Source organism: Virgifigura deserti (assembly GCA_003576685.1).
Lineage (GTDB): Bacteria > Pseudomonadota > Alphaproteobacteria > Dongiales > Dongiaceae > Virgifigura > Virgifigura deserti.
Map to the genome: position 1 here is coordinate 143,518 of QOZR01000013.1, position 24,603 is coordinate 168,120.

The following is a 24,603-nucleotide window of genomic DNA, read 5'->3' on the forward strand; positions in this document are numbered from 1 at the left end:
AGATCGTGCTCTAGCGCTCTTCAGATCCGTACTGCCCTCAATCGCAGCGCGTTCGCGATGACCGACACCGAGCTCAGGCTCATCGCCGCCGCGGCGATGATCGGACTCAGCAGCAGGCCGGTCATCGGATAGAGCACGCCCGCCGCAATCGGAACGCCGAGCGCGTTGTAGACGAAGGCGAGGAACAGGTTCTGGCGGATGTTGCGCATCGTCGCCCGGCTGAGCGCGCGGGCGCGGGCGATTCCGGCCAGATCGCCCTTCACCAGGGTGACGCCGGCGCTTTCGATCGCGACGTCGGTGCCCGTCCCCATGGCGATTCCGACATCGGCCTCGGCCAGGGCCGGAGCGTCGTTGACGCCGTCTCCCGCCATGGCGACGACGCGGCCCTGTTCGCGCAGGCGCCTGACCACCTCGCCTTTCTGCTGCGGCAGGATCTCGGCCTCGATCTCGTCGATGCCGAGCCGGCGCGCCACCGCCTCGGCCGTCGTCCGGTTGTCCCCGGTCAGCATGACGATGTGGATGCCGCTCCGCCGCAGCGCGTCCAGCGCGGCCGATGTCGACTCCTTGATGGGATCGGCCACGGCGACCAGCCCCGCCGCCCGGCGATCTACAACAACGAACATCACTGTCGCCCCCTCGCCGCGCATCTCTTCCGCCTGCACGGCGAGCGGCCCCGGATCGACGCCGAGCGCGGAGAGCAGCGCGGCATTGCCGAGCGCCACCGCCCGCCCCTCGACCGTTCCGGCGACACCCTTTCCCGTGATCGAATCGAAGTCGCGGGCCTCACGCAGCGGCAGGTCTCGTTCCTTCGCCGCGGCGACGATGGCTGCGGCCAGGGGATGCTCGCTGCTTCGCTCGAGGCTCGCCGCAAGGCCTAGCAGCTCGGCTTCCTCGACTTCGCCGCCTGAGCGGACCGCGGTCACGCGGGGCTTGCCTTCGGTCAGGGTGCCGGTCTTGTCGACGACGAGCGTGTCGACCTTCTCGAAGCGCTCCAGCGCCTCGGCATTCTTGATCAGCACGCCCGCATTGGCGCCGCGCCCGACACCGACCATGATCGACATCGGCGTGGCGAGGCCCAGCGCACAGGGACAGGCGATGATCAGCACCGACACCGCCGCGACGAGCGCATAGGCCATCGCCGGATCGGGCCCGATCGCCGCCCAGGCGACGAAGGCAAGCAGGGCGACGGCGACGACGGCGGGCACGAAGTACCCGGACACGGTATCGGCCAGCCGCTGGATCGGCGCGCGGCTGCGCTGTGCCTGCGCGACCATCTGAACGATCTGCGCCAGCATCGTCTCCCGCCCGACGCGCTCCGCCCGCATGACGAGCGCGCCGGAGCCGTTCAGAGTGCCGCCGATCACCGTTGCGCCCGCGGTCTTCTCGACCGGCATCGACTCGCCGGTGACCATCGACTCGTCGACCGCGCTGCGGCCCTCGACGACTTCGCCGTCCACGGGGATCTTCTCGCCGGGCCGGACCCGCAGGCAATCGCCGATCTGCACCTGCTCCAGCGGGACCTCCTCGTCATGGCCGTCGCGCAGCAGCCGCGCGGTCTTCGGCGCCAGATCCAGCAGCCCGCGCAAGGCGCCGCTGGTCCGCTCGCGCGCCCGAAGCTCGAGAACCTGGCCCAGCAGAACCAGGACGGTGATCACCGCCGCCGCTTCGAAATAGACGCCGACCTCGCCATGCGGTCCGCGGAACGCGGCGGGAAAGATGTCCGGCGCCAGGACGGCGACGACGCTGTAGGCATAGGCCGCGCCGGTGCCCATCGCGATCAGCGTGAACATATTGAGGTTGCGCGACCGGATTGACGCCCAGCCGCGCTGGAAGAACGGCCAGCCGGCCCAGAGCACGACCGGCGTCGCCAGAATCAACTGCAGCCAGGACGAGAGGGCGGGCGGAACGATCCGCTCCACCGGCAGGCCGGGAATATGCGCGCCCATCTCCAGGACAAGCAGCGGCAGGGTCAGCGCGGCACCGATCCAGAACCGTCGGGTCATATCGGCCAGCTCGGGATTTGGCTCCGCCTCGGCCGTCACCATCTCGGGCTCCAGCGCCATGCCGCAGATCGGACAGGAGCCGGGGCCTTCCTGGCGGATCTGCGGATGCATCGGGCAGGTATAGATCGCGCCCGGGATCGCCTCTGGCTCTTCTGTTGATGGCGCCAGATATCGATCCGGATCGGCCGCGAATTTCGCGCGGCATCCGGCGCTGCAGAAGTGATAGGTCTCGCCGGCATGCTCGTGCCGGTGCTTGGACGTCGCCGGATCGACGGACATGCCGCAGACCGGGTCGATCACCGTGCCGGGAGTTTCGTGAGCCGCATGGTCGTGTGTCATGGTGGTGTTCCAGTTCTCCTCCGCCCGTTGCGGCGCCGTGATATCGGCAAGTTTCCGCTTGAGGCTTATACCCTACAGGGGTATAGTATCGGCCATGGAACATGCAACCCAAAAATCCTGCATCGCGCGATTGCGCCGCATCGAGGGGCAGGTTCGCGGTATCGCCCGGATGATCGAAGACGAGCGTTACTGCATCGATGTCGTGACCCAGGTGCAGGCGGTGAAGGCCGCGCTGCAGAAGGTCGAGACGGAGGTCCTGAAGGACCACGTCCAGCACTGCGTGGAGCATGCGATCACCAGCGGCAATGCCAAGGAGCAACGCCAGAAGGTCGCCGAGCTGCTGCAGGTCCTGGGCAGAACCTCGTTCTAACCGAACGCGCTTCAAAGGAGAGGATATGCCCCGTCGCGACAATCGCCCGGCCACCACCATCACCGGCGCCATCGCTATTTTTCTCCTGACCGCCGCCGTTGCAGCAGGATCGTCGCGGGCCGACGAGGCCGCTGCCGCGAAGGCAGTCGTCGAAGCCTTCGAGGCCGCGAGCGTAAACATGCATGCCGGCATGGCGGCGCCCTTGTCCGGCGACGCCGATCGTGACTTCGTCACGGCTATGATTCCGCACCATCAAGGCGCTATCGACATGGCGAAGATCGTGCTCGAGCACGGGCAGGATCCGCAGATCAAGGCGCTGGCGCGCGACATCATCGACGCGCAATCGGAAGAAATCGCCGTGCTGGAAGCCTGGCTCGCCAGCTATCCGGCGGCCGGGGAGGCGCAGGCTCCCTATGCCGGCCTGGAGCAGCGCCGGATCAAGGCGCTGTCGGCGCGGCAGATCGACGATCTGCGTGCCGGGCGCGGCATGGGTTTGGCGCTGGCCGCCGAACTCAACGGCTATCCCGGCCCCACGCATGTCCTCGATCTGGCCGACGATCTCTCCCTGAAGCCCGAGCAGATCGCGGAGACGGCGACGATCCGCACGAAGATGTCCGATGAAGCTGCCCAGTTGGGCGCGGAGATCCTGCGGCGCGAGGAGGCACTCGACCGGCTTTTCGCCTCCGGCGCGGCCGAGTCCGAGGAACTGCGTCGGCAGGTCGCCGAGCTCGCCCGACTTGGGGGCGAACTCCGCTTCGTGCATCTGAACACCCACCTGGCGATGCGACGGCTCCTGACTCCCGAGCAGGTTGCTGCCTATGCCCGTCTGCGCGGCTATGGCGCCGAGGATGGGGACAGTAAAGGCCATCACGGCCAGCACGGGTCCCAGTGAGGCAGGGAGGCCACGGATGTGACCTCCCTCCTCGTTCAATCCCGATCGTAAGAATGGTCAGCCGACGGCGTCAGCTCCCCGACTCCGTCTGCACCGTGCCGGTGCGGGCGTCGATCTGAAGCTCGACCTGCCGATCGCCGGATTGGGCGGTCGCGATATAGGTGTTGCCCTCACGGGATAGGTCGCTGATCTCCGAATAGCCCTGCCGCTGGAGCATGGTACGGATGCCGGCCGGCGTCAGCCTGCTGCTCTCGATGATGCCCGTCTCGGCATCAATCTCCAGGTCGTAGGTTTGATCGCTGCGCTGCGCCGTCACCTCGTAGCTGCCGCCGTCGCGGGACAGATCGGAAATTTCCGTGAAACCCTGACGGCGCAGCATCTCCCGGACCTCGTCGGGGCTGATCCGAGCTTCCTGGGTGGTGCCGCCCTGTTCGAACTGGGCCACGGCCGTCGGCGGCTGCCAGTAGGGCATGACGCCGAACTGCGCGTGCAGCATCGCCAGATCGTGACCGCTGACCATGACGGGAAGCCGTTCCGGAGGCAGCGCCGGCATGGCCATTAGTTGCTGCGGGTCGGCGGCGAGCACGTAGGTCTGGGCTTCCGCCAGCCACTCCAGCGACTGGAAGGGAACGGGGATCCAGTTCTGATCCATGCCGAGGAAGCCGCCGCTCGCCAGCAGGACGAAGGCGACGTGGCCACGCTCGACATCGATCATCACCTGGTCGATGGCGCCGATCGGCCGACCATTCGGCGCGACGACCTGCGTGCCGCGCAACGCCGTTGGCGATACCAGGACCGGCGGATGCAGCATCGTGGCGACTCGCCGCCCGACGAGGATCGCCGGCTGGCCAGGTCCGCCGCTGGGCACCGCCTGCTGCGTCCAGCCCTGCTGCGATTGCGCCTGCTGCCGGGTCGTCTGGCCCTGCCCTTGCTGCTGTGCCGCCCCTTGTTGCAGCGGTTGCTGGGCCTGGGCCAAGGCCTGCCGGGCTTGATCCGGATTATCCTGCTGGATCGCCAGATGAGCCTGCTGCAATGAATCGAATACGCGCTGCAGTCGCCGCTGCTGACGGTCGGAAGGCTGCTCCATGGCCTGCTGAATCGCCTGCTGCGCCGCTTGAGTGGCCTGATCGAGCGCCTGCTTGGCGCCCTGCGTATCGTCCCGCTGCAGCGACTGCTCGGCCTTCTGCAAGGACTGCTGGAGCCGGCGGATCTGCTGTTCGCCCTGCTGTTGACCCTGTTCACTCTGGGCCTGCTGTTGACCCTGTTCACTCTGGGCCTGCTGCTGACCCTGCGCGCCTTGGGTCTGGCTCCCTTGAGTCCGGTCGCTCTGAGTCTGACCGCTCTGGGCCTGACCGGCCGCCTCCTGTCCGCTCTGCCCCTCGGGCACCGCATAGAAGTTGGTGACGTGGGCAAGCAGGGCGGGATTCGTCAGCTCGGCGAGCTCGTTCTCGCTGAGGCGCGGTGCCTGCATCAGCCGGTCCCGACTGACGTCGAGGGCAAGCCTTCGCTCGTCCTCGGGACGGACGACCACCGCCGACCACGGAACCGCGACATAGTCCGCGCCGATATCGAGACCGCGGCCGGCGCCGAGAATCACATAGCTGACATCGCCGGCGAGCGCGTCGATCATCAAATATTCGACTTCGCCGGCACGCTCGCCGTCGAGGTCGCGCACGGTACGGCCGACGAGCTCGCTGGCCGAGGTCAACAGGATTCGGCCGGGAGCGGCGGTGTCCAGCCCCTGGTCCCGATTCGACATCGACGGCTGGGGCATAGGCTCAAGCTGTCCGAACTGGTGATAGGCGGAATCCGGACCGAACCGCTCCTGGAAGGCGCGTTCCCGATCCTGGATGGAGCGCTGCTGGCCCAACGCGTATTGATCGAAGCCCTGGGGACCCCGGTAATCCCGGGCGAACCTGTCTTGGCCCTGGCCGTACCGAGGCTGCCCATATTGCCGGGCACCCTCCTGGCTTCCCTCACGGTAAGGCGGAAAGCCGTACTGCTCGCGGCTGCCATAGCGGAGGGCGCGATCGTTCGGGTCGAACGGCGGGAAGCCATATTGGTCGCGGCTCCCATATTGCTGATAACGGCCGGCCTGACCGAACGCTTCGGGTCCGAACTGCCGATCACGTTGCTGGTCTTGACTATATTGGCGGAACCGATCGCCCTGCTCGTAGGGCATGCCCATTTGGGGTGACATGCCCGGCCCCATGCCCATCCCGGGCGGCATATCCATCCGCATCCCCATGTCAGGTGGCATGCCCATCTGGCTCATATCCATCTGGCCCATGCCCGTCTGGCCGCCTTGGCCGAACTGACCGGGCTGTTGCGCGCGATCGCCCGGGCCATAGGGCTGATCATAGGGGTGATATTGCCCGAATTGCTGCTGGTTCTGGCCATATGGGTGATATTGCTGAGCACTGGCGCTCGGCGGCGCGGTCGCGGCGACGCCGGTCAAAAGCATCGACGCGAACGAGAAAGCCGTGATTCGTCTCATTCCATCCTCCATTTTTTGGATCTTCGGCCAGACTGCCGGCCGCGGCGCGGGATCGGGCGCTGCCCCGCCTAAAGCCAGACAGATGGCCGCATGGCCCATCCGTCTCCCCGTTTGTTCCTCACGGTTTTCCGGCCGACGGATGACGGATGGGAAGGTCACAGTTTTTCAACAGAAGTCGTCCGGCATGGTTCCGAGACTGCCGGACAATCGGAAGGACAGGGTCGTTAAACAGGCCAGTAGTAGGGAAGGTCGGCCGGCTCCACCCAGCCGAAGCGACTGTAATGCTCCGGTGCCTTGCGCAACAGGTTCGAGCGATGCGAGCGATGCAACCGCTCGTCACCCCACCAAGGCGGCCTTGCCGGGTCAGCCACCGCAAGCGGCGCGCGCGGAATGCTGTTACGGAAGCCGCGCCGCTCCCATTCGTCCAGCGACCGGTTGAGATAGAGGCGGAGCAGGTCGTCATGGCCCTGCCACATCCGTACGGCGGGGTGCCGCTTCCATCCGTAGGGCCGCTCCTCCCGAATGGCTTCGAGCGCCTTCAGGATCTGCATCGTCTCGACCCGCTGCTTGCCGAGCCGGCGATCGTCGAGACAGGCAAGCGCGGCAGCCAGATCCGGATAGGGCAGGAAAGTCTGCATCAGGCACCGGTGCGCTGCACCGCCCGGCGCGCGCGCTCGGTAATGCGCGACCAGGCGCCTGCAGCGATATCCGCGGCCGGCGCCAGCCACGAGCCGCCGACCGCGACGACGTTGGGCAGAGCGAGATAGTCACGCAGACTGTGCTCGTCGATTCCGCCGGTCGGGCAGAAGCGCAGATCCGGAAAGGGCCCGCGCAACGCGCGCAAGGCGGCAACACCGCCCGATGGCTCGGCCGGAAAGTATTTGAGCAGCGTGAATCCCGCCGCGCGCGCCTGCATCATCTCGGATGGGGTTGCGACGCCGGGCAGGAACGGTAAGCCGCTGTCGGCCGCGGCCGACAGCAGCGCCGGCGTCGCGCCGGGACTGACCGCGAAGAGCGCGCCGACGGCCCGTGCCCGGTCGAGATCCGCGGGGGTGAGCACGGTGCCGAGACCGACCACGGCGCTCGGAACCTCGGCGGCGATCGCGGCGGCGGCATCGAGCCCCGCATCCGTTCGCAGAGTCACTTCGAGGACCGGGAAGCCACCCTCGACCAAGGCCCGCGCGAGCGGAACCGCATCCTCGCGCCGTTCGATCGTCAGAACCGGTACAATCCCGACCGACGCCAGGAGAGAGCCCAGGTCCGGTCCATCCGTCGCTGCTGTCGAGGTCATCGCTCCATCCTCTCGATCATCGACGAGACACGAATCGATAACGGCGCAACCGGGCGTTACGATCCATCGGGAAACCCGAACAGGGAAATCCCGTTTAGGAAAAGGCAGCAGCCAGGAAGCGGAGATGATCGACAGACCGAAGAAACCGCTGCGCAGCCGGCTCTGGTTCGCCGATTCGGCGGCACCGGACATGACCGGGCTCTATCTCGAGCGTTATCTCAATTATGGGCTGACGCGGCAGGAGCTGCAGTCCGGCCGGCCGATCATCGGCATCGCCCAGTCGGGCAGCGACTTGGTGCCCTGCAACCGGCATCATCTGGAGCTTGCCAAGCGGGTGAAGGACGGGGTGCGCGACGCCGGCGGCATTGCCCTCGAATTCCCGATGCACCCACTGCAGGAGACCGGCCGGCGGCCGACCACGGGGCTCGACCGCAACCTCGCTTATCTAGGGCTGGTCGAGATCCTGCACGGCTATCCGATCGACGGGGTGGTGCTGACGACGGGCTGCGACAAGACGACGCCGGCCGCCCTGATGGCCGCCGCGACGGTCAATCTGCCGGCCATCGTGCTGTCCGGCGGGCCGATGCTGAACGGCTATTTCGAGGGGCGGCGCGCCGGCGCCGGCTTCACTATCTGGCGGGCGCGCGAATTGCTGACCGCCGGCGCGATCGACACCGAGGGATTCATGGAGATGGCGGCGGCCTCGGCCCCCAGCATCGGCCACTGCAACACGATGGGGACGGCCCTTTCGATGAACGCGCTGGCCGAGGCGCTCGGCATGTCGCTGCCGGGCTGCGCCGCCATTCCGGCGCCTTATCGCGAGCGGGCGCAGATGGCCTATGCCACCGGGCAGCGCATCGTCGGCATGGTGCGGGAGGACCTGACGCCGAAGCGCATCCTGACGCGGGCCGCGTTCGAGAATGCGATCATGGTCGCCTCGGCGATCGGCGCGTCGAGCAACTGCCCCCCGCATCTGATCGCGATCGCACGCCATATCGGGGTACCGCTGTCGCTGGCCGACTGGCAGGAGATCGGCCACGCGGTGCCGCTGCTGGTCAACTGCCAACCGGCAGGCGCCTATCTCGGCGAGGACTTCTTCCGCGCCGGGGGCGTGCCGGCGGTGATGAACGCGCTGCTGCAGGCCGGCCGGCTGCGGGGCGCCGCGACGACGGTGACCGGCCGGACGGTAGCCGAGATCGCGATCGATCGCGCGACGACCGACAGTGACGTGATCCTCCCCTATGACCAGCCGCTGAAGACGGAGGCCGGCTTCCTGGTCCTGGGCGGCAACCTGTTCGACGAAGCGGTGATGAAAACCTCCGTCATCAGCGAGCGCTTCCGCGAGCGCTATCTGTCGACCCCGGGCGACGAGAACGCCTTCGAGGGGCGCGCCATCGTCTTCGACGGGCCGGAGGACTATCACCGCCGCATCGAGAACCCGGCGCTCGATATCGACGAACATTGCATCCTGGTGATGCGCAATTGCGGGCCGATCGGCTATCCGGGTTCTGGCGAAGTGGTGAACATGCTGCCGCCGGCGGCCCTGGTGCGGCGCGGCGTCACGACGCTGCCCTGCATCGGCGACGGCCGCCAGAGCGGCACCTCGGCCAGCCCGTCGATCCTCAACGCCTCGCCCGAGGCCGCCATCGGCGGCGGCCTGGCGCTCCTGCGCACCGGCGACCGCATCCGCATCGACCTCAACAGCCGCCGGGTCGACGTCCTGCTGCCGCCGGAAGAACTGGAAGCGCGCCGCGCCGCCCTTCGGCCTGCCATGCTGGAGAACCAGACGCCTTGGCAGGAGCTGTCCCGGCGCTTCACCGGCCAGCTCGCCACCGGGGCCTGCTTCGAGCCGGCCACGCTCTATCTCGATGTCATCGAACAGCGCGGGAACCCGCGTCACTCGCATTGAGACCTTAACGACACGGCCAATGTCGCGCTTGCGACCGTCCGATGGCCTTCACTGCGCGCCGGCCTGATCCGGCGACTTCCGCGCCTCGCTGAGTTCCGGCAGCCCCGGATCGGCCCGCTTCCACTGGCGCAGGAATTCGGAATAGAAGGCCATAGCATTCTCGCTGTCGCCGCTCCGGGCGGCGGCGCGCGCGGCGCCGAGCAGCGAGCGCGCGCGATCCGGATGCCGGAACAGCGCCGCCGTGAACTGCCGCGCGGCGTCCTCGGGCCGGCCGGCGGCCAGGAGAATCTCGCCGAGCAGCTCGTGCGGCGGCTTGATCACGAGCGGCGGCCCCGTCGGGGGCGGCATCGCGTCCGTCAGGGCGATCGCTTCCTTCATGGTCCGGATCGCCTGATCGAAGTCGCCCTTCCCGGCGTCGACCGCGGCGGCGATCTCCATCGCCTGAATCTTCAGCACCGGATCCAGCCTCGCGACGAACGGAACGGCGACGCCGGCGATCTGCTCGCGGGTGGCTTCCAGCGCATCGATGCTTCGCTGCGCGTCGGCCGAGCCGGTACCTGCCGAGCCGGTCTTGGCCGCCGCCAAGCCACGGGCGAAGACGGCCGGAGTCCGGGCCAGAGCGGCGAAGGCCTGATACGGACCGGCGCCCGGCTTCGCCTCGGCCCGCGCCGGCTGCTGCGGCGGGGCGCCAATAAGCGCATCCGCGGCCTCCCACCGCTCCGTCTCCACGACGAAAGTCGCGGCCATCGTCGCGAGGGTATAGGCGCCATAGGCCCGCATGCGGACGTCGCCCTCGGGAAGCCCGGCGAGGCTCTCGCGCATCGTCGCGAGCAGCGGTTCCGCCACGTTATAGCGGCCCTGCTGCAGATAGGCGTAAAGCAGCCAATGCAGGCCATGATAGTTGGGTTCGCCCAGCTCGACCGAGGCCTTCCACGACGCCTCGTTCGAGGCGGCGGCCTCCGGCCACATCCCGAGCTGCAGGAAAATGTGCGACGGCATGTGCAGGGCATGGGGCGCCGCCGGCGCGATCTCGGCATAGCGCCGTGCGGCCGGCAGGGCCAGGACGGCATGGTTCGGATCGTCGAACGCATGAAGGATGTAATGTGCCGCGCCCGGATGGTTGGGCTCCTTGCGGTAGACCTCCTGGGCGACGGCGGCGGCCCGCATCCGGGTCCGCAGGGCGGCGGGATCGTCCGGCGTGGCGGCGTCGGGCGACCGGTTCGGATAGGCCGTCCCGAGCAGGGCGAGAGAATAGAAGGCGGCCGCCTCCAGGTCCTCCGGGTAGTCCCGGTGGATCTCCGCCATGGCTTCGGCGTAGGCCCAATCGCGGGCGGGCTTTTCGCCCGGGCCGTACAGGATTTTGACTGCCTGGAGATAGGCCTGCTCCCGCGGCGTCAGCTTCGGCGTGATACGGATCTTGGCCAGGACTTTCCGTGCGGCTTCCGTTTCCTGCGGATCGCCCCAGATCGGGTGATTGTGGGCCAGCGCCTCGCCCCAATAGCCCATCATGAAATCCGGCTCGATCGCGGTGGCCGCGCGAAACTCTTCGAGGGCGACCGGGTACCAGAAGGAATGGAGCGCGGCGACCCCGCGCAGGAAATGGGCTTGGGCCTCCTCGGAGCGCGCGGAGGTCGGGAAATCCACCGTTCCGAGCCCCGCCCCCTGTGCGCGGGCGTGAGAGGCGGACATCGCGACGGCGAGTCCGATCAGCAGAAGTAGTGCTCTCAGTCGCCGCACTCTGATGTCGACTCCACGCATACTTTCGATAACCAAGAGGAACCGAAGCGGTTCCAACGAGGTTATGCGGGCAGGTTATTGGAGGGGCCCATGTCGAAAGCAAAGAAAGCGCGCGCCGTCGGATTCAATCATATCGCTCTCGAGGTCGGCGATATCGAAGAGGCCCTGGCTTTCTACGGCCGCCTGTTCGACTTCGAGCTTCGCAGTAGGAGCGACGATTCCGCCTTCATCGATCTGGGCGACCAGTTCCTCGCGCTCCAGAAGGGCCGGACCCAGCCCGCCGATGACGGCCGTCATTTCGGACTTGTCGTCGACGACAAGGATGCTGTCCGCAAAGCCCTGGCCGACGCCGGTGTCCAGCCATTGCCCGGTCCGTTTCTTGACTTCCTCGACCCATGGGGCAACCGCATCGAGATCGTCGGATATGGCAACATCCAGTTCACCAAGGCGCCGCACGTGCTGCGCGGTATGGGGCTGACGCATCTGTCGAAGACCGAGAACGCGATCAAGGAGCTCACGGACAAGGGCATGGCGCCGAACTGACGGAAGAGATCGCTCGCAGGGTTTGCGGCTCAACTGAAGGCACAAGAATTCGCGCAGTATTCGCGCTCCAGAGATTTGACCGGTCGTCTGTCATCGCCTATCTTGTGGCCGTGTAGAGCTTCCCGCTGCTCACAGAGCTTCCCGCTGCTCACGAGGATCGCCTTGCCAACGCGCTGACCGATCTCAGTTGAACTCCGTTATTCGGTTGGACCAGGTCTTTCGGGCCTTGGTTCGGCTGTGGCTTCGTGCTCGTAGCGGTGGGCTGAGATCGGGAAGGCAAGGGTTCCGGGGTTCCTCCACCGCCGCTAAAATTTGAGTTCGATATCCGTCCGGTCCGCAGGCTCCGCCGTGACTCGAATTTGGGTCTCCCACGGGATCTCCCACGTCGCCTGACCGCTTGCCCGGAACAGCCCGGGCGTCTCTCCAGCATGCCGCTATGCAGCACTTCCCAATGGGAAGGCTGTTGTCGGCATGCAGGATATCCTCCGCGTACTCTGGCAGGTGACACCCCTCAAGCCTCCCCGGATCTGGCAGAATTGCAGCCGTTGCGACGCGAGAACACCGTTCGTCTGCAGCGGCAGGTTTCGCATCAACGCCCAGAGGAAGCGCCTCGACGCCTGGCTGATCTATCGATGCGCGTCTTGTGATCAGACCTGGAACTATCCGGTTCTCGAAAGGGGCCTGTTGAAGAACATCGATCCGTCCGTTTTCCGGGCGCTCTCCGAAAACTGCGGCGACCTTGCCCGGCGCCATGCGTTCGACCTGCCCCGCTTAAGGCGCTACTCGGACCAGGTCGAGGAATTCGCCGAAGTGACTGTGGAGAAGCGCCTGCGGGATCGGTGCGTTCATGAGCCGGGACAGGTGGTCATCTCGATCGCCTCGTCGCTTCCGTGCCGGATTCGCCTGGACCGCCTGCTGGCAGGCGAGCTGGGGCTTTCGCGCTCCACCGTTCAACGGCTCCACGACGCTGCAATGCTGGTCGTATCACCGGGGAACCGAGCCGCCATGCGGCAACCGGTGCGCGATGGGCAAACGGTCGCGATCGATCTGCGATCCCTGGAGCGGACGCCCGATCTGGTTTCCGCGATCCTCAAGGGTGCAGCATGACGGCTGCAGCCCCGGGGAGAAGGCGGCCGCGTGAACCAACGGCCCGGCTCGCCTGTTGTGCCCGTTGACTACACAATCGCGAGGTTCCTATTCCGATGATTCGCATGAAGCCGACGAATCTCTGGTTCCTGCTCGCGCTCTCCGCCTGCACCGGCTCTGGCAGAACGGAACCCGCCATGTCCGTGCCCGGCACAAAAGAAACCACTAGGACGAATATCCTGGAAGCCAGCGCTACCGCCCTGCAGGAGGATGCACCGACCGACGGGCTGGACATCTATCTCGTCGGCTTTCACCCGATGAACGAGGATCCCGCACAGCAGTTCGAGGCGCACCACTTCTGCAAGCAGATCGAGGCCAAGCCAGGCCTCGCAGAACGCCGCGACGAACGCATGGGCATCAGCACAGGGGCGCGGCGACAGGCGCGACAAGAACTGACGCCACTCGCCCGTCCGCAGGCAGGCGTCGACGCACTGAAAGGTAGGTTCAAGGGGCCGATACGACCAATCCATGGCGTCATCGACAAACAAGCGGCCGGCAGTTGAGGGGTGGAGGAGGAGAGAATGGCATCGACGCTACCCGGAACGGCAGAGCGCGTATCGGCTCACACGTCCAGAGCGGTGAACCAGCGCATCCGCCAGGACATCGAGAAAAGCGTTACCCACCACGCATACTACCCCGAGGAGATCGACCGCCGGCTGGAAGCGCTCGACCGTGAGTGGGACATCGAGCGCACGTTAGAGACAAACGCGGCGACGTTGGCGCTTACCGGCGTCCTGCTCGGCGCCTTCGTCGACCGCCGCTTCCTCGTCCTGCCAGCCGCCGTCACCGCCTTCCTACTGCAGCACGCGCTGCAAGGCTGGTGCCCACCGGTCCCGCTCTTCCGCAGGTGGGGTGTCCGAACGGCGCAAGAGATCAATGAGGAGCGCTTCGCATTGAAGGCGCTGCGCGGCGATTTCGACGGAGTGGCCCGGGGACACAGCTCCAGGAGACATCTCTCCAGACGCGAGGTGGGAAGCAACGCACTCGCGGCGGTTCGCGCGTGACGGGCAAGTCACATCGCGCGGCGGACTCCCGGTTACCGGGCTGGCTCAGCGCGGCGCTGGTCGTGGGCGCCTTCGGTGCGCTGGTCTGGCTCGAGCAGCGCCGCCCGTTGCGCCGTCCCTGGATCGAACCGAAACTCCGGCGCGACGCCCGCAACCTGGCGGTGGCCGCCGCCAGCGCGGCGACGCTGCGGGTTCTGGAGCGCCCCGTGGTCGAACCGCTCGCCGAGGCCGTCCTGCGGCATCGCCGGGGGCTGCTCCAGCAGGTCCGCCTGCCGGTCTGGGCCGAGGTGCCGCTCGCCGTCGCGCTGATGGATTACACGCTCTATCTCTGGCACATCCTGACCCACCAGGTGCCATTTCTCTGGCGCTTCCACATGATCCATCATCTGGACCTCGATCTGAGCGCCTCGACGGCGCTGCGGTTCCACTTCGCCGAGATGGCGCTGTCGGTGCCCTGGCGGGCAGCTCAAGTGCTGCTGATCGGCGCGTCGCCCCGCGCGCTCTCGGTGTGGCAGACCGCGACCTTCGTCTCGATCCTGTTCCACCATTCGAACCTGCGGCTGCCGATCGCGGTCGAGCGCCGCTTGGTCCGGCTGATCGTGACCCCGCGCATGCACGGCATCCACCATTCAATCGTCCAGGAGGAGACCGATTCCAACTGGTCGAGCGGCCTCACCCTCTGGGACCGGCTGCACGGAACGCTGCGGCTCAACGTTCCCCAGACGGCGATCACGATCGGCGTGCCGAGCTATCGCGACCCGGAGGAGATCACGCTGCCGAAGATCCTCGCGATACCGTTCGGGCCCGAGCGGCCCGCATGGCGTCTATCCGATGCCGAACGGCGGGAGCGTAGCCGGCCGCGGGTGTCGCCGGACAGGCTGCTGCAATAACATCGCCCGACGACGCGGCAATTCAGAACACATAGGCGTCCCACCCACCGTAATGCTGCGCGCTGCGCCGTCCGCGCGGGAGGCTGAGCGCGATGACGACGACGCCCGCGATGACGTCGTTCCAGGCGCCCGGCGCGGAGAAACCGTCGGCCAGAAGCCACGGCGCCGCGATCAGCCAGATCCCGAACAGCGCGTTGAGGAAGCGCAAAGGCCGCACGACCTCGGCCATGGCGATGACCGCGACCGTGATGATCATCGCGCCCACGAGATGATCGCTGTCGGCCAGCAGCCCGCTCGTGCCGAAGAGCATGCGGGAGAACATCAGCCAGGCGCCGACCACGCAGCTTGCGACCAGCGTCCACGGCATGGTGACGCCCCAGACCGCCGCCGCGGCCTGGGTCGCGAGCGGCGCGCCGAATGCGGGATTCTCGTCCGGACGGTCGGACGGATCCGCGCCGCCTTGCAGGAATGTTCTCCAGAAGGGCTGCCCCGCGCGCGTCGACCGGACCATGAACTGGCCCATGGCGACCACCTCGTCGATGGCCAACGGGATCATCACCAGCATGGCGAAGGCCTGGATCAGGCACAGCGTGCAATAGGTGCCGATCATGATCGGCTGAATGACGATGAAGCCGATGCTGACGGCGCCGAGCGGCACCACGAGGATGAAGAAGAACGTCACCATCCACGGCATGGTGCGCCAGCGCTTGGCCGAACCCATCGCCCCCATCAGCGTCTCCAGCATGTAGGCGAGGCCGCCGAACGCCGCATCGGATACCGGGAACGCCTTGGACACGTCCGAGGTGATGATGTCCTCGGTGCCATTCAGGGCCTCCCGGCCCGGGAAGACCGGGTCCCACACCGCATCAATATGGCCGAACTGGTAGGCGGCGAGATAGCGGGCAAGCAGGAAGCCGAAGAAGCCGAGCGTGATGATCGGCAGACGCTGGAGCCAGGTGGAAGGGTTGTAGGTCCAACCCGCCGGGAGGGTGTTCTCGTCCATCATGCCCTCATGGCTCATGCCGGGCATCATCGGGACGAGCACCGAGAAGATGATGGCAAGAGCCCCCACCGCCGTGTCATTGGCGTAGGCCGCGGCGCTGGGGGTCCAGAACAGCAAAGGCGCGAACAGCAACCACAGACCAACAACCGTCGTGCCCCACTGCGCCCATTTGAACCGGGGCGAGAGGGAGAGCGCTCCGAACAGCATCAGGAGCAGACCGCTGGCGAGATCGTTCCAACCGGTAAGGGCGTTGCGCAGCGCCGGATCCCACAGATTCCGCTCGCCCGTCACGTCGCGCAGGGTGTTCGGCGATGCCGGGTCGAGCAGGGCAAACTGGAACGGGCTGGTCAGCAGCCACGCGCCAAGGCCGATCACCACGAAATGCGTCCAGAGCATCCGCACGCGCATCGCATGCATCTCGGCATGATGCCGCGCCATGGCGTCGTTCCTGCGCTCGTGCACTTGGCCGTGATCATGATCGGTTTGCGGGCGATGACGGAACATCCCTATTCCTCGACGTGGTTGGAGCTCTTTCTGACAACGCGAGGCCCTATGGCTGGTTCCGGGTCGGCTGACGATCCGGAACCAGCCGGCAGCGCCGCTGTTATCTCGGCTATGGCAACCGGGAGAGCGTGATGAGGCTGAAGCCGCTGCGGGAGCAGGTGATCGTGATTACCGGCGCGACGAGCGGGATCGGACTCGCCACCGCGCGAATGGCATCGGACTGCGGCGCGCGGCTGGTCATTGCCGCCCGCAATGAAGAGGCTCTGCAGGCTGTCGTCGCGGAAATTCAAAACAAGGGCGGCGAAGCCGTTTCCGTGATCGCGGATGTCGGCCGCGAAGCGGATGTGAACCGGATCAAGGACGAGGCGATCCGCCGGTTCGGCGGGTTCGACACCTGGATCAACAACGCCGCCGTCTCGATCTATGGCCGCCTCGACGAGGTGTCGATCGAAGACATGCAGCGGCTTTTCGACACCAATTTCTGGGGCCAGGTCTACGGATCGCGGGCGGCGCTGTCGCATTTCCGCGACCGTGGGACACCGGCCAAGCTGATCAATATGGGCAGCGTGCTGGGCGAACGCGCGATCCCCATACAGGGCATCTACTCAGCGTCCAAGCATGCGGTGGCCGGCTTCACGGAGAGTTTCCGGATGGAGATCGATGCCGCGGGGCTTCCCGTCTCGGTCACGTTGATCAAGCCGAGCGCCATCGATACGCCCTACAAGGATCACGCGAAGAACTATCTGGACGAGGCGCCCAAGAACCCGCCACCCGTCTACGACGTCCGCGTCGTGGCGCGGGCCATCCTGTATGCCTGCGAGCATGACCGGCGCGACATCACCGTCGGCGGTGCCGGCCGGCTTATCAATCTGGCATCCAGCATGGCGCCGCGGATGTCGGACCGCGTCATGACCCGGATAATGCCCTATCTTCAGCAGTCTCGGGACCCGGCGGGTCCGCGCGATCACAACAATCTCTATGCGCCTCAGGACGATCTGGAAGAGCGCAGCAACTATCCCTTCGCGCTCAAAAGCAGCTTGTACACGCAGGCAAGTCTGCACCCCCTTGCGGCGGTGGGGATGGCCGCTGTCGCCGTTGCGCTCGCGGCAGGCGTAATCCGCGCCCGGCAGAAACTCTGAGCCGACTCACGCCGGCAGGGCGCCGCCATGCTCGCGGTCGAGGCCCTCGTGATACAGGCTCCGCAGGCGGAAGGCGCGGAATATCCAGAGCACGCCGTCGAACAGCGCGTAAAGACCGACGAGCCAGACGAGCGCGAGCAGACCGCCGGCCGGGCTCATCGTGATTAGCAGAGTCCCGACGAGAACGGATGCCGCGCCGGCAAGGCCGAAGGCCCAGCGCAGCTCGGACGGGAATCCCGACCGGAAGGCCGCAGCAAGCTCGAAGATGCCGATGACCAGCGCCCAGGCGGCGAAGAGATAGAGTAGCGCCAACGCCGTGATGCCGGGCCAGAAAAAGGCCAGTACGCCGGCGATCAGGGCAGCGATGCCGGCGATCGCCTCGAGCCACCAGAGCCGGAAGACGCGCCGGGCGCTGAAGGCGCTGATCAGGGCCGAAACGCCATAGACGATTGCGAGCACGCCGTAGAAGAGGATCAGGACGCCGAGCGTGACGGCCGGCCAGACGAAGGCGAGAATGCCGAAGATCACGGCGGCAATGCCCTGCAAGAGGACCAGCCACCAATAGCGTGAAATGCTGGTGTCCATGGGCTTCTCCTTCTTTCTCCTGTCGGGCACGAGGAGCCGGCAAATTACTGTCGGTCCTCATCCTGAGCTTGCCGAAGGATGAGGACCGCGATGCGCGTCCTCATGGTGGCGGCGCAGCAGGTCGTCGCCGAACGCGTCCTGCGGATCGTGCCAGACGGAATGCGCGTGGTTGGCGCCGTTCTGAGTGTTGTCGTACTCGATCACGAGCGTTGGGCCATGGATGCGGTAGTAATGCGGCCGCCCCGGCGCGAGCGACCCGGCCCAGGCGAAATGCAGCCGCTCGACTCCGGCCTCGCGGATGCGGGTCCACTGCCTGCCGGCGACCGCCTGCTCCATATTGCCGACGTAGGCGCCGAGGAGATGCATCATGCCGTCGCGCTGCGCCTCGCTCATGTCGGCGAGCGGCAGCCCGGCCGGCGTTCGCAGGCTCTGCTCCCGCCCCGGCCCGGTGAGGATGTCGCCCATCGACCGGTCTGCGATCACCGCCGCCTCGCGCTGCACCGCTTCGAGGCCTTGGACCAGGGCGAAGGCCAGATCCTGCTCGTCGGCGAGGATGCGCAGGCCGGCATGCCGATGCCCGTCCGGAACTTGGTTGGGATTGGCGCCGAAGAAGGTCGGGGTCGCCGCGACGCCCTCGTCGGGCACGATCGTGAAGGTGAGGGACAGATGATGGCCCTCGACCCGCCAGGACCAGGGTTCCGCCGATCCAGGCGTGCCGAAGAGCGCGACCGCGTAATTGAGCCGATCGCGGCGGTCGACCTCGCCGGTCAGTTCGCCGAGGATGGCCTCGAGGTCGACGACGCCCCGCGCTTTGCGATAGCCGGTTTCGCTCAGCGCCGTACCGACAAGCGCCCAGGCACGCTCGCGCTGTGCCTCGTCCATCGCCTTCAGCGGCAGGCCCGGCCGGCGACGCGGCACATAGTGCCAGTCGCGCCGCCTGTCCTCGTCGAAGCCGTGAAGGGCCGCGCGCCGCTGATCCGCCGAGAGACCCTCGACGAATTCGATCGCCCGCCGGGTCATGACCTCGCCCGCGGACCCAAGCATGGCACCTCCCAAGCTGCGTCACGGCCGCGCCGTTCGAACGCCGGCCGTAGCGAGTCAGGAACGTGCAAACGTCGGGGATCGTTCCGCTCCTGGCGGGCCGAGATGACCAAAAGGGACGACTCAGCAATCCGGATCGATGAGAGCCTGGGCCGATGACGGAAACCCCGCCACTTCCTGGGGAAAGAGAGTGCCCTTCATGCTGGCGCGGCTCGCCATGCGCTCGAACCATGTGCCCAGATGCGGACGGCCGGCCAGCAGGCGGCGTCCCGTCGGCGCAATTCGGAGACAGGCGATCATCGGCGCGCAATAAAGATCGGCCAGCGTAACGCGATCGCCGAGCATGAAGGGGGCTGACGCGAGATCCTCCAGCACCTTCAGGCAATGCGCGGCTGGATCGATCGATGCCGCCAGCTTGTCGGGATCGGGCCGCTCGCCGGCCTCGTTGACATAGAGCCCCCAGACCAGCCTGGGATAGGCGTAGTTGTCCATCACCCGCATGATCCGCGTCATGCGGGCGCGCGCCTCCGCGCCTGCCGGCGTCAGCGACGGCCCCTCGAAGACGTCGTCCACATATCTGACGATCGCGTCGGTCTCGTAGAGCGTGAACTCGCCATGCCGAAGCGCCGGAATCTTTCCGAACGGATGAAGGCGCTGATAATCCTCGGGCACCCCCGTCTCCGCGAAGATGTCGACCGGCTCCAGATCATAGCCAACGCCCTTCTCCTCGAATGCCAACCGCGCGATGCGGACATAAACGCTATAGGTCGCGCCATAAAGGGTTAGGCGATCCTGCATCCTCGGCACGCTAGGAAATTCCACGAAGGGCGACGACGGCCACGACCCCCACGGCGACTGTCGCGAGCAGCGGCAGGCGCGTCGCGGCGACGGCGGTGACGAGGGCGGCGAGCGTCTCGGGCCAGCCGGTCGCGAGCGCGGTCGGGGCGATGACGGCGACGAGCACGGCGGGCGGAATGGCCTCGAAGGCCGCCTTGGCCCGGCCTTCAAGCGCGAGCCGGCCGGCGACGAAGATGCCGGCGATGCGGGTCAGGTAGGTGACGACCGCCATGGCAAGGATGGCGGCAAGGGTCGTCGGGTCGACGGTCATGCGGTCTCGTCCCCTGGTCTGGCGGCAAGATAGGCGGCCGCGATGCCGGCGAAGGCCCCCGCCGCCACATGCCAGGGCGGCCCGGCAAGACCGTAGGTCAGGGCGGAGGCGGCGCCGCTCGCCGCGATGGTGAAGCCCGTGACGCGGCCATTCCAGAACCCGGCGATCAGCCCGATGAAGAGCGCGGTGAAGGCGAAGTCGGCGCCGAGCCGCTGGGGATCGCCGAGGAAGGAGCCGAGCCAGGCGCCGAGAAAGGTCGAGCCGATCCAGGAGATCGGCAGCATCGTCGCCAGCGGGAACCAGTAGGCCGGCGTGATCGGCCGCCGCATCGCGCGCCGCTCGGCGAGCGCCCAGGCTTCATCCGTCAGGAAGTAGAAGGCGCCGAGACGCTGGAGCAGGGAGAAGCCCCGCATCTTCGGCATCAACGACGCACCCATCAGCACGTGACGCGCATTGATGAGCAGCGTCGAGAAGACGAGCGTGAGCACGGGCACCGGATAGGTCCACAGCTCCACGGCTGCGAACTGCGCCCCGCCGGCGAAGACAAGCAGCGACATGAGACCGGCCTCCAGAATCGACAGGCCCTTGGCCCGGCAGAGCGCACCGAACAGCAGGCCGATCGGCGCGGCCGCGATCAGGATCGGCAGGATGTCGCGCAGCCCGTCGCGAGCGCGGTCCGTCTCGTTCGGCCCGACCGCCGCCGCCTCATCCTGCGTCATGGCGCCCCGCTTTCTCGAAGAGATGCAACATAGTTACTCCAACTCCGCAGCGAGTCGCTTGCGCTGCTGCGCGGCCCAGACCACAGCGAGGATCACCAAGCCGCTTCCGGCCGCCAGCGGCCAACGCAGTCCCGTGCTCTCCGACACCGCGCCCATCGCCAGCGCGCCGACCGCGGGTCCGCCGCGGAAGATCAGGCCGTAGAGGCTGAGCACGCGGCCGCGCATGGCCTGGTCGACGGCGAGTTGCAGGAGAATCTGGGTGCCGACACCCGCGGCGACCATGCACCAGCCGGCGATCGCCAGCGCCGGAACCGCGACCCGGAGGTCAGCGCTCGCCACGAAGACAAGCAGCGCCAGGGCGAGGACCAGCATATGGCCGAGGACCACCCCCGTCAGGCCAGAACTCCGTCCGCGCTGGGCCAGCCATATGCCGCCGAGGATCGCACCGGCGCCGACGGTCGAGGTCAGGAGCGCGAGGCCAGGTGCGCCCGTGGCGAAGACCGCGGCGGCGAATCCCGGCAGCAGCTCGACGAAGGGCCGCGCGCCGACGCTCACCGCGATCATGAGCAGGAGCAGCGGACCGATGCCCGGATGCCGGACCGCATAGCGGATGCCGTCACGGATTTCGGCGAAGAAGCCCGACCGGACCGGCACCGGTGCCTCTGAATTGGGCTGGAGCCGAATTTGCGACAGGGCGAAGAGGAAGGCCGCGAAGCTGATCGTGTTTGCGCCGAAGGCCGCCGCGACCCCGCCGCCGACGATGAGGAGGCCGGCGATGGCCGGGCCGATGAAGCGGGCGGCGTTGAAGATGATGGAGTTGATCGCCACCGCCGCAGTCAGGTCGGCAGGCGGCACGAGGCTGGGGATGAGAGCGAGGCGTGCCGGCTGGTTGAAGGCGGCAACGATGCCCAGAAAGGCGGTCAGCGCGAGCAGCCAGCCGATCGTCATCTCCCCCGCCAAGGTGAGCCCGAGCAGCAGCAGGGACTGCAGCATCGCCAATGCCTGGCTCGTCTTGATGACCCGCAGGCGGTCCCACCGGTCGGCCACCGCCCCGGCGAACGGCCCGATTACCACCGTCGGAAAGAGGTCGGCGAAGGCGACGGCGCCGAGCCAGGCGCCGGACTGGGTGAGCTGCCACGCCATCCAGCCGACCGCGACGCGCTGCGTCCAGGTGCCGATCAGCGAAACCGCACTGCCGGCCGTGTAGATGCCGTAGTTCGGATTGCGGAGCGCGCTGACGATGCTGCCGAAGCCGGCGGAGACTTCCATGGACGGAGACGATGGGTGATTGCGGGACGGGCCGATCAACGAAACGAAGGCTCGGGAGGCTGAATGCGATCCCTCACCGTCAGGAAGGGTTATGCAGTTGATGCGAGAATCGCAAGCCCCAGGCCCGCTACAGTTCCAGGAACGTCTCGAACCCGCCATAGATCATGCGCTTGCCGTCGAACGGCATGTCCGACATGTCGCCCTTTAGCCTGGGGTCCGCCATCACCTTTGCATTGATCGCGTCACGCTGCTCGCGGGATTCGTAGACGATCCAGGCGAAGATGACGATCTCATCATCCTTTGCCTGCACAGCGCGCGGGAAGGAGGTGAGCTCGCCGCGGGGCACATCGTCGCCAACACACTCGACATAGGCGAGCGCCCCGTGCTCTTTCCAGACTTCACCGGCCATGCGCGCTATCACCTTGTAGGCCTCGATATTCTGCTTCGGCACCGCGAGCACGAAACCGTCGACATAGGACATGTAAGCCTCCTCTCGTTGGGATCGGTCAAAGGACGATCAGGCGGACGACAATCCGACAGCATGCCTCACTGTTCTCTCTGCGGCTGAGTTTCTTCTGCCGATGCCCGCATTCGGCGAAAGGCAGCCGATCTCCCACCCGGGCGGTCATTTGCCGGCGGCTCGTCCACAGAGCTTGGATTGCAGGGTCAAGCCCGACTGCATACTATCCCCCGTCTCATCAATCCTGCCGTCGTGAGTTCCAGCACCAATGGACATCCTGATCATCCAGAACGACCCCATCGCGCCCGCCGGCATCGTCGAGGAGCGGATCGTGGCGCGCGGCGCGGCCCCGGTCGTGATCTATCCGCATGAGGGCGACCCGGTGCCGGCCGACGCCGACGACTTCATCGGCGCGGTGGTGCTGGGCGGGCCGATGAGCGCGATGGACGAGGCGGGATATCCGGCGTTTCCGCCGATGCTGGATCTGCTGCGCGACTTTCACGCCAAGGACAGGCCGCTGCTCGGCCTCTGCCTCGGTGCCCAGCTCCTGGCGCGCAGCTTCGACAAGCCGGTCCGCCGCCACACGGCGCTGGAGCTGGGATTCGCGCCGATCGAGATCACCGACCAGGGCGCGGACGACCCACTGCTCGCCGGTCTGCCGCGACGGCAGCGGATCATGCAGTGGCATGAAGATACCTTCGAGATGCCGGATGGCGCCGTGCCGCTGATGACCGGCGGCGCCTGCCGCAACCAGGCCTTCCGCATCGGTCGCGCGACCTATGGGTTCCAGGGCCATTTCGAAGCGACGCCCCGCCTCGTCGAGGCCTGGATCAACGGCTTCGGCCACAGCCTGCCCGCGCATCTCGGCGAGGAGGCCCCGGCCGCGGTCGATCGCGTCCGGCAGGAGGTCGAGGACCATGCCGAAGACGCCCGCGCCTTCGCCGAGGCCGTCTCCGATCGCTGGCTCGACCTCGCGGTTCCGCCGGGACGATAAAGATCAGGCGACCAACACCTCGACCCCAGCCGCGTCGAGGGCGCCGCGCAGCGGCTCCGCAGGCGTCCGGTCGGTGACCAGCCGGCCGAGCTCGCGCAGCTCGCAGACCTTGACGAGCGCTAGGCGGCCGAGCTTGGTGTGGTCGACCAATATGGTCGTCGCCCTCCCTCTGCCGCTACTGGCGGTCTTGACTCGACTCCTTCCTCCACGCACTCCTTACGGTACGCGTGGGGATCAAGTCAGAATCAACCGAGGCAATCATGACGCAAGCGCGCAAACCGGACGCGTCGCGGCGGGTTCGGGTCGACGGGTACGAGGTCGTCACCTACAGCTACGGTGAGGGCGACGAGGTCGTGTTCCTGCTCAATGGCGGGCCCGGCCTGCCCAGTACCTATCTGCGCGAGCCGATGTTGCGGCTACTGGAACACGGCTATCGCGTCGTCACCTACGACCAGCTCGGCACCGGCGCCTCGGATCGGCCGTCGGACCCGGCGCTGTGGACCATCACGCGCTATGTCGGCGAGGTGGAGACCGTCCGCCGCGCGCTCGGCCTCGGCCCCGTGCATCTGTTCGGCCATTCCTGGGGCGGCTGGCTCGGCATAGAGTACGCGCTTACCCACCCGGCGGCGCTGAAGACCCTGACCTTATCCAACAGCTGCGGGGACATGCCGCATCTGATCTCCGAGCTCAATCGGCTGCGCGCGGCGCTCGGGTCCGAGACGGTGGCGATGATGCAGCGCCATGAGGCGGAAGGCCGGTTCGATCATCCGGAGTACAAGGCGGCGATCACGATTCTGAACCACCGCCATGGCTGCCGGCTCGACGACTGGCCGGAGCCGCTGACGCAGTCGATCCGCGAAGCCAACAGAGAACCCTACAACATCATGCAGGGGCCGAACGAGTTCCTCTATGTCGGCAATCTGAAGGATTGGAACCGGGTGCCCGACATGCACCGGATCACCGTGCCCTGCCTCGTGCTGGTCGGTCAGCATGACGAGCTGACGCCGGCCTGCGCCATGCGCATGCATCGGGCGCTGCCGGACAGCCGGATCCGGGTGTTCAAGAACAGCGGCCACATGCCGATCTATGAGGAGCCGGAGGCCTATTTCGCGACCCTGCTTGAATTCCTCGCGGCACACCGCGGGTAAAGTGGCGGCGAT

Annotated in this window: 25 protein-coding genes; 11 read left to right on the top strand and 14 right to left on the bottom strand. The window is 67.0% G+C overall.

Annotated features, from left to right (window positions below; genetic code table 11):
• Window positions 1-20 precede the first annotated feature (20 nt).
• Window positions 21-2,342, bottom strand: a complete 2,322-nt coding sequence (locus DT069_RS20665) for a heavy metal translocating P-type ATPase (protein ID WP_119462216.1) — start codon at window positions 2,340-2,342, stop codon at window positions 21-23.
• Window positions 2,343-2,436: 94 nt separating this feature from the next.
• On the opposite strand from DT069_RS20665, the gene DT069_RS20670 reads away from it, so the two are divergent.
• Window positions 2,437-2,712: a metal-sensitive transcriptional regulator gene (locus DT069_RS20670; RefSeq protein WP_119462217.1), complete on the top strand. Its 276-nt coding sequence runs from the start codon at window positions 2,437-2,439 to the stop codon at window positions 2,710-2,712.
• 25 nt (window positions 2,713-2,737) lie between these two features.
• A complete protein-coding gene (gene copM, locus DT069_RS20675; RefSeq protein ID WP_119462218.1) occupies window positions 2,738-3,604 on the top strand; it encodes a CopM family metallochaperone in 867 nt (288 codons plus the stop codon).
• Window positions 3,605-3,674: 70 nt separating this feature from the next.
• Here the strand turns inward: copM and DT069_RS20680 are convergent, their stop codons facing one another.
• From DT069_RS20680 to eda, 3 genes are all read right to left on the bottom strand, one after another.
• A complete protein-coding gene (locus DT069_RS20680) occupies window positions 3,675-6,101 on the bottom strand; it encodes a PRC-barrel domain-containing protein (RefSeq protein WP_162913328.1) in 2,427 nt (808 codons plus the stop codon).
• A gap of 224 nt (window positions 6,102-6,325) precedes the next feature.
• On the bottom strand, window positions 6,326-6,739 hold the full coding sequence (locus tag DT069_RS20685; protein WP_119462220.1) for a pyrimidine dimer DNA glycosylase/endonuclease V: 414 nt from the start codon (window positions 6,737-6,739) through the stop codon (window positions 6,326-6,328).
• On the bottom strand, window positions 6,739-7,392 hold the full coding sequence (eda, locus tag DT069_RS20690; RefSeq protein ID WP_119462221.1) for a bifunctional 4-hydroxy-2-oxoglutarate aldolase/2-dehydro-3-deoxy-phosphogluconate aldolase: 654 nt from the start codon (window positions 7,390-7,392) through the stop codon (window positions 6,739-6,741). The genes DT069_RS20685 and eda overlap by 1 nt, the downstream gene beginning before the upstream one ends.
• 124 nt (window positions 7,393-7,516) lie before the next feature.
• Between eda and DT069_RS20695 the strand changes: the two genes are divergently transcribed.
• Window positions 7,517-9,301, top strand: coding sequence for an IlvD/Edd family dehydratase (locus DT069_RS20695; RefSeq protein WP_119462222.1), 1,785 nt, complete (start codon window positions 7,517-7,519; stop codon window positions 9,299-9,301).
• A gap of 48 nt (window positions 9,302-9,349) precedes the next feature.
• Here DT069_RS20695 and DT069_RS20700 read toward each other — a convergent pair whose 3' ends face one another.
• Window positions 9,350-11,038 carry a tetratricopeptide repeat protein gene (locus DT069_RS20700; RefSeq protein ID WP_162913329.1) on the bottom strand — a complete coding sequence of 563 codons (1,689 nt, stop codon included), beginning with the start codon at window positions 11,036-11,038 and terminating at the stop codon, window positions 9,350-9,352.
• Window positions 11,039-11,128: 90 nt separating this feature from the next.
• Here DT069_RS20700 and DT069_RS20705 point away from each other — a divergent pair, with 90 nt between their 5' ends.
• The 5 genes from DT069_RS20705 (at window position 11,129) to DT069_RS20725 (ending at window position 14,621) form a co-directional block, all read left to right on the top strand.
• Window positions 11,129-11,581: a VOC family protein gene (locus DT069_RS20705; RefSeq protein WP_119462224.1), complete on the top strand. Its 453-nt coding sequence runs from the start codon at window positions 11,129-11,131 to the stop codon at window positions 11,579-11,581.
• Window positions 11,582-12,052: 471 nt separating this feature from the next.
• Window positions 12,053-12,688, top strand: a complete 636-nt coding sequence (locus tag DT069_RS20710; protein ID WP_119462225.1) for a DUF1062 domain-containing protein — start codon at window positions 12,053-12,055, stop codon at window positions 12,686-12,688.
• Window positions 12,689-12,783: 95 nt separating this feature from the next.
• Complete coding sequence (locus tag DT069_RS20715) at window positions 12,784-13,230, top strand: hypothetical protein (RefSeq protein WP_425450436.1); 447 nt, start codon at window positions 12,784-12,786, stop codon at window positions 13,228-13,230.
• Between the two features lie 18 nt (window positions 13,231-13,248).
• Complete coding sequence (locus tag DT069_RS20720; protein WP_425450437.1) at window positions 13,249-13,731, top strand: hypothetical protein; 483 nt, start codon at window positions 13,249-13,251, stop codon at window positions 13,729-13,731.
• Window positions 13,728-14,621, top strand: coding sequence for a sterol desaturase family protein (locus DT069_RS20725; protein ID WP_119462226.1), 894 nt, complete (start codon window positions 13,728-13,730; stop codon window positions 14,619-14,621). The genes DT069_RS20720 and DT069_RS20725 overlap by 4 nt, the downstream gene beginning before the upstream one ends.
• A gap of 22 nt (window positions 14,622-14,643) precedes the next feature.
• Here DT069_RS20725 and DT069_RS20730 read toward each other — a convergent pair whose 3' ends face one another.
• Window positions 14,644-16,128, bottom strand: a complete 1,485-nt coding sequence (locus tag DT069_RS20730) for an SPW repeat domain-containing protein (RefSeq protein WP_119462227.1) — start codon at window positions 16,126-16,128, stop codon at window positions 14,644-14,646.
• A 131-nt stretch (window positions 16,129-16,259) separates the two neighbouring features.
• Here DT069_RS20730 and DT069_RS20735 point away from each other — a divergent pair, with 131 nt between their 5' ends.
• Window positions 16,260-17,267: an SDR family oxidoreductase gene (locus DT069_RS20735; RefSeq protein WP_119462228.1), complete on the top strand. Its 1,008-nt coding sequence runs from the start codon at window positions 16,260-16,262 to the stop codon at window positions 17,265-17,267.
• 6 nt (window positions 17,268-17,273) lie between these two features.
• Here the strand turns inward: DT069_RS20735 and DT069_RS20740 are convergent, their stop codons facing one another.
• The 7 genes from DT069_RS20740 to DT069_RS20770 form a co-directional block, all read right to left on the bottom strand.
• Window positions 17,274-17,852 carry an HdeD family acid-resistance protein gene (locus tag DT069_RS20740; protein WP_119462229.1) on the bottom strand — a complete coding sequence of 193 codons (579 nt, stop codon included), beginning with the start codon at window positions 17,850-17,852 and terminating at the stop codon, window positions 17,274-17,276.
• A 57-nt stretch (window positions 17,853-17,909) separates the two neighbouring features.
• On the bottom strand, window positions 17,910-18,896 hold the full coding sequence (locus DT069_RS20745; protein ID WP_119462230.1) for a DUF3500 domain-containing protein: 987 nt from the start codon (window positions 18,894-18,896) through the stop codon (window positions 17,910-17,912).
• Between the two features lie 120 nt (window positions 18,897-19,016).
• Window positions 19,017-19,691 (bottom strand): glutathione S-transferase family protein, encoded by a 675-nt coding sequence (locus DT069_RS20750; RefSeq protein ID WP_119462231.1) that lies wholly within the window; start codon window positions 19,689-19,691, stop codon window positions 19,017-19,019.
• A gap of 10 nt (window positions 19,692-19,701) precedes the next feature.
• Complete coding sequence (locus DT069_RS20755) at window positions 19,702-20,001, bottom strand: AzlD family protein (RefSeq protein WP_119462232.1); 300 nt, start codon at window positions 19,999-20,001, stop codon at window positions 19,702-19,704.
• Complete coding sequence (locus tag DT069_RS20760) at window positions 19,998-20,720, bottom strand: AzlC family ABC transporter permease (protein WP_119462233.1); 723 nt, start codon at window positions 20,718-20,720, stop codon at window positions 19,998-20,000. The genes DT069_RS20755 and DT069_RS20760 overlap by 4 nt, the downstream gene beginning before the upstream one ends.
• Before the next feature lie 33 nt (window positions 20,721-20,753).
• Window positions 20,754-21,989, bottom strand: coding sequence for an MFS transporter (locus DT069_RS20765; protein ID WP_162913330.1), 1,236 nt, complete (start codon window positions 21,987-21,989; stop codon window positions 20,754-20,756).
• Between the two features lie 127 nt (window positions 21,990-22,116).
• Window positions 22,117-22,470, bottom strand: coding sequence for a DUF1428 domain-containing protein (locus DT069_RS20770; protein ID WP_119462235.1), 354 nt, complete (start codon window positions 22,468-22,470; stop codon window positions 22,117-22,119).
• 247 nt (window positions 22,471-22,717) lie between these two features.
• Between DT069_RS20770 and DT069_RS20775 the strand changes: the two genes are divergently transcribed.
• Entirely contained in the window at window positions 22,718-23,443 is a 726-nt protein-coding gene (locus DT069_RS20775) for a type 1 glutamine amidotransferase (protein ID WP_119462236.1), read from the top strand.
• Between the two features lie 3 nt (window positions 23,444-23,446).
• On the opposite strand, the gene DT069_RS24735 is transcribed toward DT069_RS20775, so the two are convergent.
• A complete protein-coding gene (locus tag DT069_RS24735; RefSeq protein ID WP_162913331.1) occupies window positions 23,447-23,593 on the bottom strand; it encodes a hypothetical protein in 147 nt (48 codons plus the stop codon).
• Between the two features lie 110 nt (window positions 23,594-23,703).
• On the opposite strand from DT069_RS24735, the gene DT069_RS20780 reads away from it, so the two are divergent.
• Window positions 23,704-24,591, top strand: coding sequence for a proline iminopeptidase-family hydrolase (locus DT069_RS20780; protein WP_119462237.1), 888 nt, complete (start codon window positions 23,704-23,706; stop codon window positions 24,589-24,591).
• The last annotated feature ends 12 nt before the right edge of the window (window positions 24,592-24,603 follow it).

Bases quoted from the DNA above. Each gene is read 5' to 3' on its own strand.
- DT069_RS20770 (WP_119462235.1), bottom strand. From the start codon at position 22,470: ATGTCCTATGTCGACGGTTTCGTGCTCGCGGTGCCGAAGCAGAATATC.
- DT069_RS20715 (WP_425450436.1), top strand. From the start codon at position 12,784: ATGATTCGCATGAAGCCGACGAATCTCTGGTTCCTGCTCGCGCTCTCC.
- DT069_RS20775 (WP_119462236.1), top strand. From the start codon at position 22,718: ATGGACATCCTGATCATCCAGAACGACCCCATCGCGCCCGCCGGCATC.
- DT069_RS20685 (WP_119462220.1), bottom strand. From the start codon at position 6,739: ATGCAGACTTTCCTGCCCTATCCGGATCTGGCTGCCGCGCTTGCCTGT.
- DT069_RS20735 (WP_119462228.1), top strand. From the start codon at position 16,260: ATGAGGCTGAAGCCGCTGCGGGAGCAGGTGATCGTGATTACCGGCGCG.
- DT069_RS20750 (WP_119462231.1), bottom strand. From the start codon at position 19,691: ATGCAGGATCGCCTAACCCTTTATGGCGCGACCTATAGCGTTTATGTC.
- DT069_RS20680 (WP_162913328.1), bottom strand. From the start codon at position 6,101: ATGAGACGAATCACGGCTTTCTCGTTCGCGTCGATGCTTTTGACCGGC.
- DT069_RS20665 (WP_119462216.1), bottom strand. From the start codon at position 2,342: ATGACACACGACCATGCGGCTCACGAAACTCCCGGCACGGTGATCGAC.
- DT069_RS20760 (WP_119462233.1), bottom strand. From the start codon at position 20,720: ATGACGCAGGATGAGGCGGCGGCGGTCGGGCCGAACGAGACGGACCGC.
- copM (WP_119462218.1), top strand. From the start codon at position 2,738: ATGCCCCGTCGCGACAATCGCCCGGCCACCACCATCACCGGCGCCATC.
- eda (WP_119462221.1), bottom strand. From the start codon at position 7,392: ATGACCTCGACAGCAGCGACGGATGGACCGGACCTGGGCTCTCTCCTG.
- DT069_RS20755 (WP_119462232.1), bottom strand. From the start codon at position 20,001: ATGACCGTCGACCCGACGACCCTTGCCGCCATCCTTGCCATGGCGGTC.
- DT069_RS20720 (WP_425450437.1), top strand. From the start codon at position 13,249: ATGGCATCGACGCTACCCGGAACGGCAGAGCGCGTATCGGCTCACACG.
- DT069_RS20710 (WP_119462225.1), top strand. From the start codon at position 12,053: ATGCAGGATATCCTCCGCGTACTCTGGCAGGTGACACCCCTCAAGCCT.
- DT069_RS20740 (WP_119462229.1), bottom strand. From the start codon at position 17,852: ATGGACACCAGCATTTCACGCTATTGGTGGCTGGTCCTCTTGCAGGGC.
- DT069_RS20745 (WP_119462230.1), bottom strand. From the start codon at position 18,896: ATGCTTGGGTCCGCGGGCGAGGTCATGACCCGGCGGGCGATCGAATTC.
- DT069_RS20730 (WP_119462227.1), bottom strand. From the start codon at position 16,128: ATGTTCCGTCATCGCCCGCAAACCGATCATGATCACGGCCAAGTGCAC.
- DT069_RS20670 (WP_119462217.1), top strand. From the start codon at position 2,437: ATGGAACATGCAACCCAAAAATCCTGCATCGCGCGATTGCGCCGCATC.
- DT069_RS20765 (WP_162913330.1), bottom strand. From the start codon at position 21,989: ATGGAAGTCTCCGCCGGCTTCGGCAGCATCGTCAGCGCGCTCCGCAAT.
- DT069_RS20705 (WP_119462224.1), top strand. From the start codon at position 11,129: ATGTCGAAAGCAAAGAAAGCGCGCGCCGTCGGATTCAATCATATCGCT.
- DT069_RS20780 (WP_119462237.1), top strand. From the start codon at position 23,704: ATGACGCAAGCGCGCAAACCGGACGCGTCGCGGCGGGTTCGGGTCGAC.
- DT069_RS20695 (WP_119462222.1), top strand. From the start codon at position 7,517: ATGATCGACAGACCGAAGAAACCGCTGCGCAGCCGGCTCTGGTTCGCC.